Origin of the sequence: Micromonospora sp. CV4 (assembly GCF_003667455.1) — a bacterium.
Taxonomy (GTDB): Bacteria; Actinomycetota; Actinomycetes; order Mycobacteriales; family Micromonosporaceae; genus Micromonospora.
In genome coordinates, this window is the sequence record NZ_RCVI01000252.1 from 24,295 (window position 1) to 41,011 (window position 16,717).

Genomic DNA, 16,717 nt, shown 5'->3' on the forward strand with positions numbered 1-16,717 from the left:
AGCTCCGGTGATGGACGTCTCGACGCTGCTCCTGGTGATCGTGTGCCTCGGCGCGGGCGGGGCGGTGGGCTGGCTCGCGGCCCGCTCCCGGTCCGCGGCCGACATCGCCCGGCTGGACGCCACGCTCACCGCAACCCGGGACGGCGAGGGGCGCCTGGAGCAGTCCATGCGGGCGCTGAGCTACGAAGCCACCGCGCAGTCCCAGGAGGCGGTGGCCCGCGCGGTCGCGCCGCTGCACGAGACCCTGCGCCGCTACGAGCAGCGGGTCGCCGATCTGGAGCACGACCGGGTCGACGCGTACGCCGAGCTGCGTGAGCAGGTCCGCTCGATGAACGCGGTCTCGGGCGAGCTGCGCACCGAGACCAAGCAGTTGGTGGCGGCGCTGCGCGCGCCGCAGGTGCGGGGCCGCTGGGGCGAGCACCAGTTGCGCCGGATCGTCGAGGCGGCCGGCATGCTGGAGCACTGCGACTTCTCCGAGCAGGTCACCGCCGCCACCGACGAGCAGGTCGTCCGCCCGGATCTCGTGGTCCGGCTGCACGGCGGCCGGTCGGTGGTGGTGGACGCGAAGGCGCCGTTCGACGCGTACCTCACCGCGATGGAGGCCCGCGACGAGCGCGGCCGGGACACCCACCTCGACGCGCACGCCCGGCACCTGCGGGGGCACGTCGACGCCCTGGCCGCCAAGTCCTACTGGGCCGCGTTCGACAGCTCGCCGGAGTTCGTCGTGCTGTTCGTCCCCGCCGACCCGTTCCTCGACGTCGCGCTCCAGCGCGACCCGACGCTGCTGGAGCACGCCTTCGCCCGCAACGTGGTGCTGGCCACGCCGGCCACCCTGGTCGCCCTGCTCCGTACGGTGGCCTACTCCTGGCGGCAGGAGGCGCTGGCCCGCAACGCGCTCGCGGTGCACACGCTGGCCCGCGAGTTGTACAGCCGGCTCGCCACCCTCGGCGACCACGTGGGCAAGCTCGGCTCGTCGCTGGCCGGCGCGGTGACCGCGTACAACCGGGCGGTCGGTTCGCTGGAGGCCCGGGTGCTGGTCAGCGCCCGAAAGCTCGCGGAGCTGGGCGTCTCGGACGAGGAGCTGGCCAGTCCCGCCCAGGTCGAGCTGACCCCCCGCCAGCCGCAGGCGCCCGAGCTGCTGGACGACGCCGTCCGCGTCGACCGCGACCGCTGACCGGTGGGGCCGGCGGCGCCCCGCCAGCCCGCCGGAGCCGGGTCAGCTACGGTGCGCGCCCTCCACGACGAACGGCGTCCCCTGCTGGCAGGTGGTCATCATGCCGGGTTCGACCCGGCCGGTGACGGTCACCTTGGCGCCGGCCCTCAGCACGTCCCGCGGACCGCCGATGAGCAGGTAGCCGTCGAGCAGCACGCAGTTCGGCTCCACGCCGGGCGTGATCGTGCCGGTGAGTTCGGTGGCTCCGACCGGCGGCGGGACGGTGGGGCCGCCGGGCGACGTGGGCGGCTTCGGCGTCGAGGAGGGAGCGGTGGGCGTGGTGGGTGCGCCCGTCGACGGGGTCGCCGCCGGCGGGGTGGGCTGCCCGGTCACCGGTGACGATCCGCTCGGGGTGGGGGTGGCAGGGCCGTCCGTGCCGCCGCAGGCGCTCAGCGCCGCGCAGACCACCAGGGCGGAGACGACGAGCCGAAAGGTCCTCATGCCGGTTTCGACGCGCCGCGGTGGCGCGGCGTTCCCGCCGGAACCCGCCCGACGCGACTCAACCGCGCGCCGCCGCGGCCTTCATGTCCCGCTTCAGCTCCTGCGGCAGCGAGAAGGTGAGCCGCTCGTTGGCGGTGGTGATCTCCTCGACGTCGGCGAAGCCGCGCGCGGCCAGGTGGGCCAGCACGTCCCGGACCAGGTCCTCCGGGACGCTCGCGCCGGAGGTCACGCCGACGGTACGGGCGTCGGCCAGCCAGGCGTCGTCGATCTCGTGGGCGAAGTCGACCAGGTGACCGGCGCGGGCGCCGGCGTCCAGCGCCACCTCGACCAGCCGGACGGAGTTGGACGAGTTCCGGGAGCCGACGACGATCACCACGTCACACTCCGGGGCGATCTCCTTGACCACGTGCTGCCGGTTGGAGGTGGCGTAGCAGATGTCGTCGCTGGGCGGGGACTGGAGCAGCGGCAGCCGCTGCTTGAGCCGGGCGACCGTCTCCAACGTCTCGTCCACCGAGAGCGTGGTCTGGGAGAGCCAGACGACCTTCTCCGGGTCGCGAACGGTGATCTTGTCGACGCCGTCCGGGCCGTCCACCAGCTGGATGTGGGCGGGCGCCTCGCCGGCGGTGCCGACGACCTCCTCGTGCCCCTCGTGCCCGATGAGCAGGATGTCGTAGTCCTCGGCGGCGAACCGCTTCGCCTCCTGGTGCACCTTGGTGACCAGCGGGCAGGTCGCGTCGATCGCCTTCAGCGAGCGCTCCTTCGCCTGCTCGTAGACCTCGGGGGCCACGCCGTGCGCGGAGAAGATGACGGTGGCGCCCTCCGGCACCTCCTCGTTCTCCTCCACGAAGATCGCGCCCTGGGACTCCAGGGTCTGCACGACGTGCTTGTTGTGCACGATCTGCTTGCGGACGTAGATCGGGGCGCCGTAGAGCTTCAGGGCCTCCTCGACGGTCTGCACCGCGCGGTCGACGCCAGCGCAGTAGCCGCGGGGCTTGGCCAGGAGCACGCGCTTGCCGGTCTGGGGGGTCGCCTGAGCCTCGGTCACCCGCCCATCGTACGTGTCCGATTTCCCCCCGGCAGCGGCTGCGACCCGCACCACAGTCCCGAGGGCCGGCTGGCCTGGTGATCAAGAGGTTCTCGTCCGGAACGCGCCCAGCGCTGACGCAAACTTCTTGATCACCGGGGTGGTCCGTAGGGTGGGTGGGTGGGTGACGGAGCGCGGAGCAGCGCGGAGGAGCCGTGGCCGGTCCGGGTGGTCAGCCAGAAGGTGGGCGCCTGGATCGCGAAGCTCGGCTGGGTATGGGTGGACGGGCAGGTCGCGCAGATCAGCCGCCGGCCCGGGGCCAGCACCGTCTTCCTCACCCTGCGTGACCCGTCTGCCGACCTGAGCCTGACCGTCACCACCAACCGGGACGTGCTGGACGCCGGCGCGCCCGAGCTGCGTGAGGGCGCCCGGGTGGTGCTGCACGCCAAACCGGAGTTCTACGCCGCCCGGGGCACGCTGAGCCTGCGCGCCGACGAAATCCGCCAGGTGGGGCTGGGTGAGCTGCTGGCCCGGCTGGAGAAACTCAAGAAGCTGCTCGCCGCCGAGGGGCTGTTCGACCGGGCCCGCAAACGCCGCCTGCCGTTCCTGCCCGGCCGCATCGGGCTGATCACCGGCCGGGCGTCGGCCGCCGAGCGGGACGTGCTGACCAACGCACGACGGCGCTGGCCGGCGGTGGAGTTCCGTACGGTCAACGTGGCCGTGCAGGGCCCGTCGGCGGTGCCGCAGATCATCGACGCGCTCAAGGTGCTGGACGCCGACCCGAGCATCGACGTGATCATCATCGCCCGGGGCGGCGGCGGCATCGAGGACCTGCTGCCCTTCTCCGACGAGGCGCTCTGCCGCGCGGTGTTCGGCTGCCGTACGCCGGTGGTCAGCGCGATCGGGCACGAGACGGACGCCCCGCTGATCGACTACGTCGCCGACGTCCGCGCCTCCACCCCGACCGACGCGGCCAAGCGGGTGGTTCCCGACCTCACCGAGGAGGTACGCCTCATCGGCCAGGCCCGGCACCGCCTCGAACGGGCGGTGCGCAACCTGGTGGACCGGGAGTCCCACCGGCTCGACGGGCTGCGTTCCCGTCCGGTGCTGGCCCGGCCCGAGGTGATGGTGGAGCAGCGGGCGACCGACCTGGGCGCGCTGCGTCAGCGGGCCGGGCGCTGCCTGGACCACCGGCTCGCCGCGGCCGACGACGAGCTGCGGCACACCCTGGCCCGGCTGCGCGCCCTCTCCCCCGCGGCGACCCTCGACCGGGGGTACGCGATCGTGCAGCGCGCGGACGGCCACGTGGTCCGCGCGGCGGCCGAGGTCGGCAAGGGCGACCCGCTGCGTGTCCGCCTGGCCGACGGTGAGCTGGCCGCCACGGTGGACGGCTGAGTGGCGGGGCGCGACGGTCGGAAAGCGGTGTGCTGAGATGGACGCGATGACTGACGACACGAAGGCCAAGCCGGACGAGCGGCTCAGCTACGAGCAGGCCCGCGCCGAGCTGGCCTCGGTGGTGGAGCGGCTGGAGGCCGGCGGCACGTCCCTGGAGGAGTCGCTGGCGCTCTGGGAGCGCGGCGAGGCGCTGGCGGTGATCTGCCAGCGCTGGTTGGACGGAGCCCGGGCGCGGATCGAAGCCGCCCGGCAGGAGCCCGCCTCCTGAGCGCCGGGGTGGGGCGACCGGAGCCGCCCCACCCGGGTACGACTGTCAGTTGAACAGGCTGTACAGCTCGGCCGGCGCCTCGACGACCTGGTCCGCCGGCGGCTTCTGCGCTGCGGTGGCGGCACCGTAGTCGGAGTACGTCATCCGGATCTCCTGGGCCGCGGTCTGCCCGGCGGCCGGGAGTTGCAGCACCAGTTCGCTGAGCCGGCCCTGCGGATCCACCTTGGCGGTGAACGGGACCGTCTTCGCCTGCGTGCCCAGCGCGGCGATCGTCGCGGCGTTCAGCGAGCCGGCCTCGGCCGCCTTGGTGACGTCGATGGTGCCGGCGTACGTGCCGGTGCCGGTGCTGCGGACCTCGGTGATGCCCTGGGTCAGCACGGCGCTGCCGGCCGGGTCGACCTTCTCGAAGTCGAAGCCGAGGCTGCGGTTGCCCTTGATCCGGGTCTGGTCGAGGTGCTGGTACTTGCCGAGGTTGAGCTGCTTGATGGCGGGCAGGCTGTTGGCGGTGGGGCCGCTCAGCTCCAGCTTCACCCAGCTGTCCGGCTTGAAGTGGATCACGTCGAGCTTCATCGCCAGGTCGGACGAGGGGCCACCGATGGCGATCTTCATGGACGCGCTCTGGCTCGGCTGGTGCACCTGGCCCTCCGCCGTGGAGCCGGCGCCGGCGAGGGTGAACCGGAAGTTTCCGTTGCTGATTTCCTTGGTGGAGTCGAGCAGCGCCTGCTTGGCGTCGCCCGCCACGGGCGAGCCGGACGGGCTCGGCGCGCCGGAGGCGCTCACCGTCGGGGAAGCGGTCGATCCGGCGGTGGGCGTCCCGCTGCTGTTGCAGGCGGCCAGACCGGGCGTGAACAGGGCGGCGGCTACCAGGCCGGCACTGAGTCGTCGAACAGTCATACGTGTCTCCCAAGGGGGTCACCCGACGACCAGGACGGCGCCGGAAACCGGGCGACGCGACAGCACCTTCGGCCGCGCCGCGCGACCCGGGCCGAGCAGCGCGCCCGGATCACTCCCTCTTTGTTCCCTGTCGACGCGTCGCACAATCACCCAACTGTCCGGTTGTCGTGGGGCGCCACGACCGGGCGACGTCCGTGGGTCGTACCGGAGCGAGGATGACCGTCGTCAGCGCAGCGCGCCGGCGAGTTGACGCAGTTCGTTGTCCCGGGCATCGCCGACGATGATGACCGTACGGGCCGGCTCCAGCAGGACCAGCGCCTGCTGGTTGCCCCGTGCGGTGTAACGCTGCCAGGTGCGCCCGGCCAGCTCCGTCGGGCCCTGTGGCTGGCCCTCGTCGGTCAGCTCGGCCGGGAGCAGCCGCTCCGCCGGCACGTTGCTCTGCAGCAGTTGGACGCCCCGCCCCTCCGGGGTGAGGTACCCGATCCGCAGATTCGCACCGCCGTCGACGGTCTGGTAGCGGGCGCTGACCGTGCGCCAGTCGGAGCCGAGCCCCTGCGGCTGACTCACCGGGAAGGCGTTCGCCGACTGCGCCTGTTCGATCGCCGGCGCCGGATCGACCGTGGTGGGCTCGTCACCACCGAGGAAACCCCGGTAGAACGCCAGCAGCAGCGCGATCGGGATCAGCAGGACCAGCAGCGAGATCGCCATGTCCTTCGGCGACCGCTCGGATCTGGCGGACCCGACCCGTGGCGGCGGCGCGGGCCGCTCGCCGGTCTCCGCGGCGGCCGGACCCGACGCGACCAGGGCCGGCTCGTCGGCCGGCGGGATCGTCGGGTCGGTCGCGGCGTGCTCCGGACCGGCACCGGCGGGGAGGTCCGCCGGCGGCTGGCCGCCGGGCGGGGTGCGGTCGTCGGGTACGCGGTCGGCTGGCTGTGCGGGTTCCACCCTCCCATCTTCGCAGCCGCCCGACCGGCGGTATCCGGCCCATCACCGCCCCGCGCCTACGCCCGGTCAGCCATCGTGTGAGGATCAGCGACAAAGCCGGCGGCGGGAGGCGTCCCGCCGTCGGTCCACCCCGCACCGTCGCGAGGAGGAGCAGCCGTCATGACGAACACCAGGACGCGGATCCCACAGGACCTCGACCGTAACCTTGCCCTCGACCTGGTCCGGGTCACCGAGGCCGCGGCGATGGCCGCCGGCCGCTGGGTCGGCCGGGGCGACAAGGAGGGCGGCGACGGGGCCGCCGTCGACGCCATGCGCAAGCTGATCAACTCGATCCAGATGCGCGGCGTCGTGGTGATCGGCGAGGGCGAGAAGGACAACGCCCCGATGCTCTTCAACGGCGAACAGGTCGGCGACGGCACCGGCCCGGAGGTGGACGTCGCCGTCGACCCCGTCGACGGCACCACGCTGATGAGCAAGGGCATGCCGAACGCGCTGGCGGTGCTCGCCGTCTCCGAGCGCGGCGCGATGTTCGACCCGAGCGCCGTTTTCTACATGGAGAAGCTCGCCGTCGGGCCGGCGTACGCGGACGTGATCGACATCAACGCCGGGGTGGCCGACAACCTGCGGCGGATCGCCAAGGTCAAGGGCACCGACGTCTCCGAGGTGACGGTCTGCGTGCTGGACCGCAGCCGCCACGACGATCTGGTCACGCAGATCCGCCGGGCCGGGGCGGGCATCCGATTCATCTCGGACGGGGACATCGCCGGCTCCATCGCGGCGGCCCGGGGCGAGTCCGACGTCGACGTGCTGATGGGCATCGGTGGCACCCCCGAGGGCATCATCTCCGCCTGCGCGCTGAAGTGCATGGGCGGGGCGATGCAGGCCAAGCTGTGGCCGCGCGACGCCGAGGAGCGGGAGAAGGCGCTCGCCGCCGGGCACGACCTGGACCGGGTGCTGGGCACCGACGACCTGGTCACCGGTGACAACTGCTTCTTCGTCGCGACCGGGGTCACCTCCGGCGATCTGCTGCGCGGCGTGCGCTACCGGGCCGGCGGCGCGTACACCCAGTCGATCGTGATGCGGTCGAAGAGCGGCACCATCCGCGTGATCGACTCGTACCACCGGCTGGAGAAGCTGGCGCTCTACTCCGCGGTCGACTTCGACGGTCGTCCACTGGCCGAGCAGGAGTGAGCGTCACCGGCACGGCGACGCCCCAGACCCTGTCAGCCACCCGCCGGATCACCGGTGTCGCGCTGGCGTCGGTCTCCGGGCTCGCGGTGGCGGTGCAGTCTCGGATCAACGGTGAGCTGGGGGTACGCCTGGCCGACGGGTTCGCCGCCGCGGTGGTCTCGTTCGGCGTCGGCCTGCTGGTGCTGCTGGTGCTGGTGCCCGCGACCCCAGGCGGGCGGCGCGGCCTGGTCGCGGTGCGGTCGGCCCTCACGGCGGGCACGCTCCGGCCCTGGCAGTGCCTGGGCGGGGTGTGCGGGGCGTTCCTGGTGGCAACCCAGGGGCTGACCATCGGTTCGTTGGGCGTGGCGGTCTTCACCGTGGCGGTGGTCGCCGGGCAGACCGGCAGCAGCCTCGCGGTGGACCGGGCGGGGATCGGGCCGATGGGCCGGCAGCCGGTCACCCGGCAGCGGCTGGCCGGTGCGGTGCTCACCGTACTGGCGGTGGGCCTGGCGGTCGGCGACCGGTTCGGCGACCCGGGCGCGCTGGCGTTGGCCCTGCTGCCCCTGCTCGCCGGGGTGGGCATCGCCTGGCAGCAGGCGGTCAACGGCCGGGTCCGGGCGGCGGCCGACAGCGCGCTGACCGCCACCCTGGTCAACTTCGCGGTGGGCACGGTCGCCCTGCTCGTCGCGTTCGCGGTCGACATCGCGGTACGCGGCTGGCCGACCGGCGATGCGCCGACCGAACCGTGGCTCTACCTGGGCGGCCCGATCGGCATCGTGTTCATCGCGATCGCCGCGGCGATCGTGCGTTTCACCGGTGTGCTGCTGCTCGGCCTGGCCACCATCGCCGGGCAGATCGTGGGCGCCGTCGTGTTGGACGTGGTGCTGCCCACCGCGGCCTCACACCCGGGCCCGAACACCCTGCTCGGGGCCGCGCTGACCATGGTGGCCGTGCTGGTCGCCGCGCTCGCACCGCCCACCCGCCGCTGAGTGACGCCGTCCTACCTGCCCAGCGCCCCTCGCTGACCCTGGTCGGTGACCGCCACGGACGCGAACCGGCGCCGTGGTCAGCCGGCGTCGGACGAGTGCCCGGGGAACAGATGCGCGCTCGGGTCGATGGCCACCGCCGCGTTGTTGACCGCCGTCGCGGCCTCGCCGAAGCCGGTGGCGATCAACCGGACCTTGCCCGGGTACTCGGTGATGTCGCCGGCCGCGAAGACCCGGGGCAGGTTCGTCGCCATGGCGCTGTCCACCAGGATGTGCCGGCGGTCCAGCCGCAGCCCCCACTCGGCGAGCGGGCCCAGGTCGGCGGTGAAGCCGAGCGCGGCCACCACGGTGTCCACCGGCAGCGTCTCGGTCGCGCCACCGCGTACCGCCACCTCGGCGCCGGTCACCGTGCCGTCCCCGAACAGCCGGGTGACCTCGGCGTTGACCACCACCCGCACCGGCAGCGACAGCACGCGCGCGACGGTGGAGGCGTGCGCCCGGAACTTCTCCCGCCGGTGCACCAGGGTCACCGAGCGGGCCAGCGGTTGCAGCGTCACCGCCCAGTCGAACGCGGAGTCGCCGCCCCCGACGATCAGCACGTCCTGGTCGGCCAGCTCGGCCGGCTCCGGCACGAAGTAGACGATCCCGGTGCCCGGCCCGCTGTCGGCGCACGGCAGCGGCCGAGGGCTGAAGCTGCCCAGCCCGCCGGTGATCACGACCGCGCCGCAGGCGAGCTGGTCGCCACCCGCCAGGCCGAGCACCGGCCGGTCATCTGCGTACGAAAGCTTCTCGGCCCGGGTGCCGAGCAGGTAGTCCGGGTTGAACGGAGCGGCCTGAGCCACCAGGTTGGCGACCAGATCGCGGCCCTTGACGGCGGGGAAGCCGGCCACGTCGAGGATCAGCTTCTCCGGGTACATGGCGGTGACCTGACCGCCCGGCTCCGGCAGCGCGTCGATCACCGCCACCGACAGTCCTCGGAACCCGGCGTAGTACGCGGCGAAGAGGCCGGCCGGACCGGCCCCGATCACGGCAACATCGACCTCACGCATGGCGTACCGTCGCTTTCCGCTCACGGATCAACGCTTGCTGATCTCGACGGTAGGCGGGTGGCAGCGGTCGGGCAAGCACGTCCCAGAGGCGCGCCGAGGAACCCGTCAGGGCAGGCTGAGTGTGGACCCGGAGTAGTCCGAGCCGCCGACGACCGGGCGGCGACGACGGAACAGGATCGCGGCCACCACCCCGCCGAGCAGCCCGAACAGGTGCCCCTGCCAGGAGATCCGTTCGTCGGTGGGGAGGATGCCGACCAGCTGCCAGCCGTAGAGCAGGCCGACCAGCAGGAAGACGGCGAAGTTCCACCAGCTGCGCTCGAAGATGCCCCGGGTGAGCAGGATGCCCAGGTAACCGAAGATCACCCCGCTGGCCCCGACGACCACCGAGTTGGGTGAGCCGGTGAACCAGACGCCGAGCCCGCTGACCAGGATGATGATCAGGGTCGACCAGAGGAACCGGCGTGCGCCGGCGGCCAGCACGAAGGTGCCCAGCAGGATCAGCGGGATGCTGTTGCTGTAGAGGTGGTCGAAGCCGTGGTGCAGGAACGGGGAGAAGAAGACCCCGTCCAACCCGTCGATACGCTGCGGGATGATGCCGGCGGTGGCGTCCAGGCCGAACTCGAGCCCCTGGTCGACGGCCTCGATGAGGAAGAGGAACGGGACCACCGCGCACATCGCGACGAAGGCCCGGCCGAGCGCGGCGTAGAACGCCTCGGTGCCGAACTGGTGGGGGTCGCCGCTCGCCGGGTGCAGGGTCACCCCACAACTGCTATCAGCAAAAGAGGCTGGCCGCCACTCGCGTCCCGTCCGCACCGGGCCGGTACGGACGACGGCGGGGCGGGTGGTCGCCCATCCCGCCCCGCCGTCGACACTGTCAGTAGTGGCCGTTGCTCTGGAAGTAGCCCCAGGCTCCGCAGGGCGTGTCGTACCGGCCCTTGATGTAGCCCAGCCCCCACTTGATCTGGGTGGCCGGGTTCGTCCGCCAGTCGTCGGCGACGCTACCCATCTTGCTGCCCGGCAGGGCCTGCGGGATGCCGTACGCACCGGACGAGGAGTTGCTGGCCTTGTGGTTCCAGCCGCTCTCCTTGGTCCAGAGCTTCTCCAGGCACGGGAACTCGGAGATGCCGAAACCCGCATCGATCATCATGGCGCAGCCGGTCTTGCGGTTGCCGCTGTACTCGGCGCAGGACGCCGGGATCGGCCCGTCGTACGGCTTGGGCTTCTCCGCCGCGGCACGCTCGGCTGCCGCACGCTCGGCCTTGCGGGACGCCGCGGCGGCCTTGGCCTTGCGGGCCCGCTCGGCGGCCTCCTTGGCGGCCTGCGCCGCCCGCAGCTTGGCCTCGTACTCGGCGGCCCGCTGCTTGGCGAACTTCACCCGGTGGGCGGCCTGCCGCTCGCGCTGGTAGGCGAGATCGGCGCGGTCGACCTCAAGGCCGACCTGCGCGGTCAGGCCCTGTTGCTGGGTTTCGCGGTCTTCGCCCAGGTAGAAGCCACCGGCGACGCCCACGGAGAGCAGTGCGACAGCAGCCGTACGGGCGCCCAACCGGCTCCACAGCCGACTCACGAAGTGGTCCCTTCGTCGGGGGCAAGGACGCGGCGCGGCGCGGCCACACCAGGGCCGTCAGACGTGCCGCGAGCGCCCCGACCGGTTGCCGGTCGCGCCGACGCACCGGCCCTCGCCGATGTCCGTCCATCTCGGGACGAACGATCATCAACGATTCCTCTGGTGCGTGGGCGCTCGTTGGACACCATCGCGCACAGTGAGGCCGATGGGAAACCAACCAAGCCCTTTGTGATCTGCGCCACACCGAAAATGCGGACGAAACCCTACATAAGCACCATCAGAGCGGGATGTCCTCCAGCAGATCCGTCACCATGGCGGCGATTGGCGACCGCTCCGAACGGCTGAGCGTGACATGGGCGAAGAGCGGATGGCCCTTGAGCGCTTCGATCACCGCGGTCACGCCGTCGTGCCGCCCGACCCGCAGATTGTCCCGCTGGGCCACGTCGTGGGTGAGCACCACCCGGGAGCCCTGCCCGATCCGGGACAGCACCGTCAACAGCACACCGCGCTCCAGCGACTGGGCCTCGTCCACGATCACGAAGGCGTCGTGCAGGCTGCGCCCACGGATGTGGGTCAACGGCAGCACCTCGAGGATGCCCCGCGAGGTCACCTCCTCCAGCACGTTCTCGTGCACCACCGCGCCGAGCGTGTCGAAGACCGCCTGGGCCCAGGGCGACATCTTCTCCGACTCCGACCCGGGCAGATAGCCCAGCTCCTGGCCGCCGACCGCGTACAAGGGGCGGAACACGATCACCTTCTTGTGCCGGCGGCGCTCCATCACCGCCTCCAGCCCCGCGCAGAGCGCCAACGCCGACTTGCCGGTGCCCGCCCGGCCACCTAGCGAGACGATCCCGATCGACTCGTCCAGCAGCAGGTCGAGGGCGATCCGCTGCTCAGCCGAGCGGCCGTGCAGCCCGAACGCCTCCCGATCACCCCGGACCAACCGGACCGACTTGTCCGGCAGGACCCGGCCGAGCGCCGAGCCGCGCCCCGAGTGCAGCACCAGGCCGGTGTGGCAGGGCAGTCCGGCCGCCTCGTCCACGTCGAGCGTGTCGCCGGCGTACAGGCGGCCGATCTGCTCCTCGCTCAGCTCCAGCTCGGACATGCCGGTCCAGGTCGGGTCGCTGGCCTGGCCGTGCCGGTACTCGTCGGCCCGCAGGCCCACCGAGGCGGCCTTGACCCGCAGCGGCATGTCCTTGCTGACCAGCGTGACCTCCCGCCCCTCGGCGGCGAGGTTGAGCGCGACGGACAGGATCCGGGCGTCGTTGCTCTCGGTGCGGAACCCGGGCGGCAGCACGCCGTCGTCGGTGTGGTTGAGCTCCACCCGCAACGTGCCGCCGTGGTCGTTGGCGGGCACCGGGTGGTCGAGTCGCCCGTGCGTGACGCGTAGCTCGTCGAGCATCCGCAGCGACTGCCGGGCGAACCAGCCCAGCTCCGGATGGTGCCGCTTGCCCTCCAACTCGGTGATGACCACGAGGGGCAGGACCACCTCGTGCTCGGCGAACCGGTGGAAGGCCGCCGGGTCGGACAGCAGCACGGAGGTGTCCAGGACGAAGGCCTGGCCGGCTGGTCGCGGCTCCTTGGGGTCGGCCGGCGCGGCGGCCGCCGCACGGCGGCCCCTGGTGGCGCGGCGGGTCGTGGCAGTCGCGGCCGGGGTCTGATCGGCACCGGCGGTCGAACGACGAGTCGTCACAGGCCTGCTCCGACGGATGGGCACCCGCCACCCGTGTTCCGCCTCCTCCGGTGCCCGGGGACACGGGGTCGGATGCGGAACCCCGTGTGCGAGGTCGCAGATCCGGGCGGACCGGCTGGCCCGGGAGAACCCCGTGCCATGCCTAGACGCTAGCGGCGGCGGACCGTCCCGGCTAGAGGTTGATCGTGGATCTCCGGAGACCGCCGTGTGAACACCGCACAGCCCGACGCGGCGGCGGCGGACCGGCGCCGACGGGGAGCGGCGGAGCCGGCCGGGATGCATGCCCCCTGCGCGCATCCCGGCCGGTGGGGCCACCGTCACCGGTCTGACGTGGCCCCGACGGTGCGTGTCCGCCGCGGACGACGCACCGCGCTCACGCCGGTCGGCGGAACCGCGCGCGGCGGCCCGCCGACCAGCCTCAGCCGGTCCGTCGCACGAGCGTGCCGGTCGGGTGCCGCCCGGTGATCGGGGCGGCCGGCGCCGTGAACGACGAGCCGGTATAGGTGGTGCCGGGGCGGGCGACGCTGCCCCCCGGGCGCACGACGCCCGCGGGTGAGACCGACAGGGCGGAGGCGATGGCCGCCTGGGCGTCGCGCCGCCGGCGGTTCCAGGCGCCCCGGTCGCCGTCGAAGTAGCCCTGCCGGTAGCCGAAGCGGTAGCCGATGCGGTAGCTGAGCTGGCCGTGCAGCCGGCCGGCCGCATAGCTGGTGGCGCCGAGCACCAGGACGAGGAAGACCGCGAGGAACGGGCTCATCGGGCGGCCCCTTGCCGGCCCGGACGCCGGGTCATCGCTCCTCCGGCTCGACCGCGGTGGGATCCGCGACGAGCAGACGGTCCAGGTCGTCGGTGCTGACCTCCTCGACGAGCTCGACGCTGATCCGGCAGCCGTCCAGCACGACCTCGGCGACCGAGGAGCGGCGGATCTCCCCGCCCGCGTCGTAGACCCGCACGCTCAGCTCAGGACAGCCGAGATGGGTACGCCAGGCGTTCCACTCGGTGCGGTCGCCGACGCTCAGCGACAGGTAGCGGCAGCCTCGGGCGAGGTAGAGGCGCCACGGTGCGGTCAGCCCCGCGGCCACCCCCTCGGCAATCAGCCCGAAGGCCTGGGCTCGGGTGGCGAGCTCGGTCACCACACCCCCCTCGCGCCGGGGGCGTGACGCATGTGAGCACCAGTCGTCTCATGCACGTGACACACCGTAGATTGTCCCATGAGCGTGACAGTATCAGCTTTTCGTCCGTTTACCGCCGCCCCTAAAGGCATCTATTCTGCCCGGGTGACACCCCTCAACAGTGGCACTGGATCGTTTACCGGAAATCCGAGGAAGCCGTCACGTCTGCGTGACGATGGCGTGCCCAGGCGCACGCCGACGGCCGACTGGCCGTACCGTCACGGGGTGACCGAGACGGCCAATGCGCGGAAGATCGCCTTCGCCACCTTCGTCCGACGCGCGCTCGACGAGGCCCGGGCGACACGGGCCTGGAGCGGCACCGAGGTGTCCCGGCGCACCGGCGTTTCCCGGCAGACCATCAACCGGTGGGTCCGGGGCGACTGGGCCAGCGACCCGGAGGCCGAACGGGTGGTCGCCTTCTGCGAGGGCCTGGGGCTGAACCCCGCCGCGGCCTTCGCCGCCCTCGGCTGGGACCGCACGGCCGCCGGCCCGCGCGCCGGCCAACCGGCCCCGCCGATGGACCCCGACGTCGAGGCGCTGCTGCGGCGTCTGGTCGACCCGAACGTGTCGGACGCGGAGAAGTTCCACATCCGCGAAACCATCCGATATCTCGCATACCGCCCAACGCTGCCGGTCGATGTCCGAAAAAGAGGCAATCAGGCCGGGTAGTTCCTCAGATGGCGAAAGAACGCCTGGTCAGGTTCATTCGTTTGCCTCCGGGGCCGGAACGGGCACGCTAGCGTCCCTATTCGTACTGCTTGGGCTCGTCATCGGCGGGGGGACGGGACAAGGCCGAACCAAGCCCTGCGGGACAGAAGGAGGGGTCTGTCCATGACCCTGAAGTGGTTGGCAGTCGTGGTGGCCACGGTGTCGATGACACTGTGGGCGACCGGCAACGCGGTGACCCTCGTGGTCAACGGCGGGCAGCTTCCGCTGCTCGTCAACCTTTTCGTGCTCACCAGCGCCGGCACCGCGGTCATCCTGGCCGTCGTGGCGGAGCTGCACGAGCGGCTGAACGACCGGATCAGCGCACTCACCGAGTTCCTGGTGGCACGGCTCAACGAGATCGAGAACCACACCGGAGATCGCAACACCGGGTTCGTGGAGGGCTATCTCCTGAGCCATGGCCAGGAGGCCGCGGTGGTGCCGTTCGGCCGTCGCGGACGAGGAGCCGCCGAACGCTGATCATGGGCCGCCGAGTGGGCCCACTCGGCCAGGAATGAGCCTGGATCGCCGGGGTACGCTGACGCGCGTGCCGCCGTTGAATCTGGGCAATCAGCAGCCGAGGACCCCGTTGAACGCCGACCAGGCCTGGCGGATCACCGCCGGCCGGGCCGCCGGGACCGTCCTCTTCTTCGACTTCGACGGCACACTCGCGCCCGTCGACGACGACCCCACCGCGGTACGCCCCGCGCCCAAGGCGCTGGCCGCGATCGAGGCGCTGGCGCCGGTGGTGCAGCGGGTCGCGATCGTCTCCGCCCGACCGGTGGAGTTCCTCCGGGACCAGCTCGGCGGACTCGCCGGCGTGGACCTCTACGGCCTCTACGGGCTGGAGCACAGCCACTCCGGCGGTGAGACGGTCACCGAGCCGGCCGCGCTGCCCTGGGTGCCGACCATGGCGGAGCTGGCCGACCTGGCCCGTGCGGAGCTGCCGCCCGGCACGCTGGTCGAGTACAAGCGGCTCTCCGTCGCGCTGCACTGGCGTACCGCGCCGCAGCTCGGCCCGACCATGCAGCAGTGGGGGCAGGCACAGGCCGACCGCCTGGGTCTACGGGTACAGGCCGGTCGGATGGTGCTGGAGCTCAAGCCGCCGGTCGACCGGGACAAGGGCATGGTCATCGGCGAGGCGATCCGGGAGGCCACCGGCGCCTGGTACTTCGGCGACGACGTTTCGGACATCAAGGCCTTCGCCGCGTTGCGCGCCCGAGCCGCCGCCGACCCGGACTTCTTCGGCGTCTGCGTGGCGGTGGCCAACTCGGAGACCGGCCAGGAGGTGGCGAACGCCGCCGACCTGACCATCGAGTCCCCGGCTGCCCTGGGCGACTTCCTCACCCGGGCACTGACCCACCTGCCCTGACCGGGGCCGGACGGCCTCGGTCGCCGGGCAGCGGCACGGCCGGGTCAGGCGCCGTAGCGACGCTGCCGGGTGGCGTACGAGCGCAGCGCCCGCAGGAAGTCGATGTGCCGGAAATCCGGCCAGTTGAGCTCGCAGAAGTAGAACTCCGAGTGCGCGGACTGCCAGAGCATGAAGCCGGACAGCCGCTGCTCGCCGCTGGTGCGGATGACCAGGTCGGGGTCGGGCTGGCCACGGGTGTAGAGGTGCTCGGCGATGTGCTCGACGTCCAGCACCTCGGCCAGTTCCTCGATGGTGCCGCCGGCGGCGGCGTGCTCCAGCAGCAGCGAGCGCACCGCGTCGGCGATCTCGCGCCGGCCGCCGTAGCCCACCGCGATGTTGACCTCGGCGCCGCCGCTGCGGTCCCGGGTGCGCTCCTCGGCGCCCTTGAGCGCCGCCGCGGTCTGCGCCGGAAGCAGGTCGAGCGCGCCGACGATGCGCAGCCGCCAGGGGTTGCCCTCCTCGGCCAGCTCCACCACCAGATCTTCGATGATCTTGAGCAGTGGGTCCAGCTCGCTGGCCGGCCGGCGCAGGTTGTCGGTCGCCAGCAGGTAGAGGGTGACGTGCCCGATGCCGGCCTGGTCGCACCAACCGAGGACATGTTTGATCTTCGCGGCTCCGACCCGGTGCCCGTCGTTCGGGTCGACGAAGCCCATCTCCCTCGCCCACCGGCGGTTGCCGTCGCACATCACTCCGACGTGCCGGGGCACCGGCTTACCCGCGAGCTTCGCCGTGAGCCGGCGCTCGTACACGGAGTAGATAAGGTTCCGCAGCGTCATCACCTAGCAGCGTA

Annotated in this window: 19 protein-coding genes; 8 read left to right on the forward strand and 11 right to left on the reverse strand. The window is 72.3% G+C overall.

All coding sequences use genetic code 11. The features are described 5' to 3' along the window. Positions 1-10: 10 nt before the first annotated feature. On the forward strand, positions 11-1,174 hold the full coding sequence (locus tag EAD98_RS13685; protein ID WP_121654424.1) for a DNA recombination protein RmuC: 1,164 nt from the start codon (positions 11-13) through the stop codon (positions 1,172-1,174). A 42-nt stretch (positions 1,175-1,216) separates the two neighbouring features. On the opposite strand, the gene EAD98_RS13690 is transcribed toward EAD98_RS13685, so the two are convergent. Together EAD98_RS13690 and EAD98_RS13695 are read right to left on the reverse strand one after the other, a co-directional pair. Then, positions 1,217-1,654, reverse strand: coding sequence for a hypothetical protein (locus EAD98_RS13690; protein WP_121654425.1), 438 nt, complete (start codon positions 1,652-1,654; stop codon positions 1,217-1,219). 58 nt (positions 1,655-1,712) lie between these two features. Continuing rightward, complete coding sequence (locus EAD98_RS13695) at positions 1,713-2,699, reverse strand: 4-hydroxy-3-methylbut-2-enyl diphosphate reductase (RefSeq protein WP_199723392.1); 987 nt, start codon at positions 2,697-2,699, stop codon at positions 1,713-1,715. Positions 2,700-2,858: 159 nt separating this feature from the next. Here EAD98_RS13695 and xseA point away from each other — a divergent pair, with 159 nt between their 5' ends. Both xseA and EAD98_RS13705 read left to right on the forward strand, forming a co-directional pair. Continuing rightward, entirely contained in the window at positions 2,859-4,073 is a 1,215-nt protein-coding gene (xseA, locus tag EAD98_RS13700) for an exodeoxyribonuclease VII large subunit (RefSeq protein WP_121654426.1), read from the forward strand. A 46-nt stretch (positions 4,074-4,119) separates the two neighbouring features. Further along, positions 4,120-4,341, forward strand: a complete 222-nt coding sequence (locus tag EAD98_RS13705; RefSeq protein ID WP_121654452.1) for an exodeoxyribonuclease VII small subunit — start codon at positions 4,120-4,122, stop codon at positions 4,339-4,341. A 45-nt stretch (positions 4,342-4,386) separates the two neighbouring features. Here the strand turns inward: EAD98_RS13705 and EAD98_RS13710 are convergent, their stop codons facing one another. Both EAD98_RS13710 and EAD98_RS13715 read right to left on the reverse strand, forming a co-directional pair. Then, positions 4,387-5,235 (reverse strand): hypothetical protein, encoded by an 849-nt coding sequence (locus tag EAD98_RS13710; protein ID WP_121654427.1) that lies wholly within the window; start codon positions 5,233-5,235, stop codon positions 4,387-4,389. 225 nt (positions 5,236-5,460) lie between these two features. Next, positions 5,461-6,180, reverse strand: a complete 720-nt coding sequence (locus EAD98_RS13715; RefSeq protein ID WP_121654428.1) for a DUF4245 domain-containing protein — start codon at positions 6,178-6,180, stop codon at positions 5,461-5,463. Positions 6,181-6,339: 159 nt separating this feature from the next. On the opposite strand from EAD98_RS13715, the gene glpX reads away from it, so the two are divergent. Further along, positions 6,340-7,371: a class II fructose-bisphosphatase gene (gene glpX / locus EAD98_RS13720; RefSeq protein WP_121654429.1), complete on the forward strand. Its 1,032-nt coding sequence runs from the start codon at positions 6,340-6,342 to the stop codon at positions 7,369-7,371. Further along, complete coding sequence (locus EAD98_RS13725) at positions 7,368-8,339, forward strand: DMT family transporter (RefSeq protein ID WP_121654430.1); 972 nt, start codon at positions 7,368-7,370, stop codon at positions 8,337-8,339. Before glpX ends, EAD98_RS13725 begins: the two co-directional genes overlap by 4 nt. Positions 8,340-8,416: 77 nt before the next feature. Here the strand turns inward: EAD98_RS13725 and EAD98_RS13730 are convergent, their stop codons facing one another. From EAD98_RS13730 to EAD98_RS13755, 6 genes are all read right to left on the reverse strand, one after another. Then, positions 8,417-9,385 carry an NAD(P)/FAD-dependent oxidoreductase gene (locus tag EAD98_RS13730; protein ID WP_121654431.1) on the reverse strand — a complete coding sequence of 323 codons (969 nt, stop codon included), beginning with the start codon at positions 9,383-9,385 and terminating at the stop codon, positions 8,417-8,419. Between the two features lie 105 nt (positions 9,386-9,490). Continuing rightward, positions 9,491-10,144 carry a rhomboid family intramembrane serine protease gene (locus tag EAD98_RS13735; RefSeq protein WP_121654432.1) on the reverse strand — a complete coding sequence of 218 codons (654 nt, stop codon included), beginning with the start codon at positions 10,142-10,144 and terminating at the stop codon, positions 9,491-9,493. A gap of 115 nt (positions 10,145-10,259) precedes the next feature. Then, entirely contained in the window at positions 10,260-10,949 is a 690-nt protein-coding gene (locus EAD98_RS13740) for a lytic transglycosylase domain-containing protein (protein ID WP_121654433.1), read from the reverse strand. Between the two features lie 277 nt (positions 10,950-11,226). Beyond that, on the reverse strand, positions 11,227-12,642 hold the full coding sequence (locus EAD98_RS13745; RefSeq protein ID WP_121654434.1) for a PhoH family protein: 1,416 nt from the start codon (positions 12,640-12,642) through the stop codon (positions 11,227-11,229). Between the two features lie 418 nt (positions 12,643-13,060). After that, positions 13,061-13,396 (reverse strand): hypothetical protein, encoded by a 336-nt coding sequence (locus tag EAD98_RS13750; protein ID WP_121654435.1) that lies wholly within the window; start codon positions 13,394-13,396, stop codon positions 13,061-13,063. A 31-nt stretch (positions 13,397-13,427) separates the two neighbouring features. Then, positions 13,428-13,772, reverse strand: coding sequence for a hypothetical protein (locus EAD98_RS13755; protein WP_074319161.1), 345 nt, complete (start codon positions 13,770-13,772; stop codon positions 13,428-13,430). A gap of 264 nt (positions 13,773-14,036) precedes the next feature. Here EAD98_RS13755 and EAD98_RS13760 point away from each other — a divergent pair, with 264 nt between their 5' ends. The 3 genes from EAD98_RS13760 (at position 14,037) to otsB (ending at position 15,888) form a co-directional block, all read left to right on the forward strand. Then, positions 14,037-14,480, forward strand: a complete 444-nt coding sequence (locus EAD98_RS13760; RefSeq protein ID WP_089021730.1) for an XRE family transcriptional regulator — start codon at positions 14,037-14,039, stop codon at positions 14,478-14,480. Positions 14,481-14,642: 162 nt separating this feature from the next. After that, entirely contained in the window at positions 14,643-14,996 is a 354-nt protein-coding gene (locus tag EAD98_RS13765) for a hypothetical protein (RefSeq protein ID WP_121654436.1), read from the forward strand. A gap of 67 nt (positions 14,997-15,063) precedes the next feature. Then, entirely contained in the window at positions 15,064-15,888 is an 825-nt protein-coding gene (gene otsB / locus EAD98_RS13770) for a trehalose-phosphatase (RefSeq protein ID WP_121654453.1), read from the forward strand. A 44-nt stretch (positions 15,889-15,932) separates the two neighbouring features. Here otsB and EAD98_RS13775 read toward each other — a convergent pair whose 3' ends face one another. Beyond that, positions 15,933-16,703, reverse strand: coding sequence for an isoprenyl transferase (locus EAD98_RS13775; RefSeq protein ID WP_121654437.1), 771 nt, complete (start codon positions 16,701-16,703; stop codon positions 15,933-15,935). Between the last annotated feature and the right edge of the window lie 14 nt (positions 16,704-16,717).

Coding starts and splice junctions, on each gene's coding strand:
- EAD98_RS13685 (WP_121654424.1), top strand. CDS start 11: ATGGACGTCTCGACGCTGCTCCTGGTGATCGTGTGCCTCGGCGCGGGC.
- glpX (WP_121654429.1), top strand. CDS start 6,340: ATGACGAACACCAGGACGCGGATCCCACAGGACCTCGACCGTAACCTT.
- EAD98_RS13730 (WP_121654431.1), bottom strand. CDS start 9,385: ATGCGTGAGGTCGATGTTGCCGTGATCGGGGCCGGTCCGGCCGGCCTC.
- EAD98_RS13775 (WP_121654437.1), bottom strand. CDS start 16,703: ATGACGCTGCGGAACCTTATCTACTCCGTGTACGAGCGCCGGCTCACG.
- EAD98_RS13765 (WP_121654436.1), top strand. CDS start 14,643: ATGACCCTGAAGTGGTTGGCAGTCGTGGTGGCCACGGTGTCGATGACA.
- EAD98_RS13690 (WP_121654425.1), bottom strand. CDS start 1,654: ATGAGGACCTTTCGGCTCGTCGTCTCCGCCCTGGTGGTCTGCGCGGCG.
- EAD98_RS13750 (WP_121654435.1), bottom strand. CDS start 13,396: ATGAGCCCGTTCCTCGCGGTCTTCCTCGTCCTGGTGCTCGGCGCCACC.
- EAD98_RS13710 (WP_121654427.1), bottom strand. CDS start 5,235: ATGACTGTTCGACGACTCAGTGCCGGCCTGGTAGCCGCCGCCCTGTTC.
- EAD98_RS13705 (WP_121654452.1), top strand. CDS start 4,120: ATGACTGACGACACGAAGGCCAAGCCGGACGAGCGGCTCAGCTACGAG.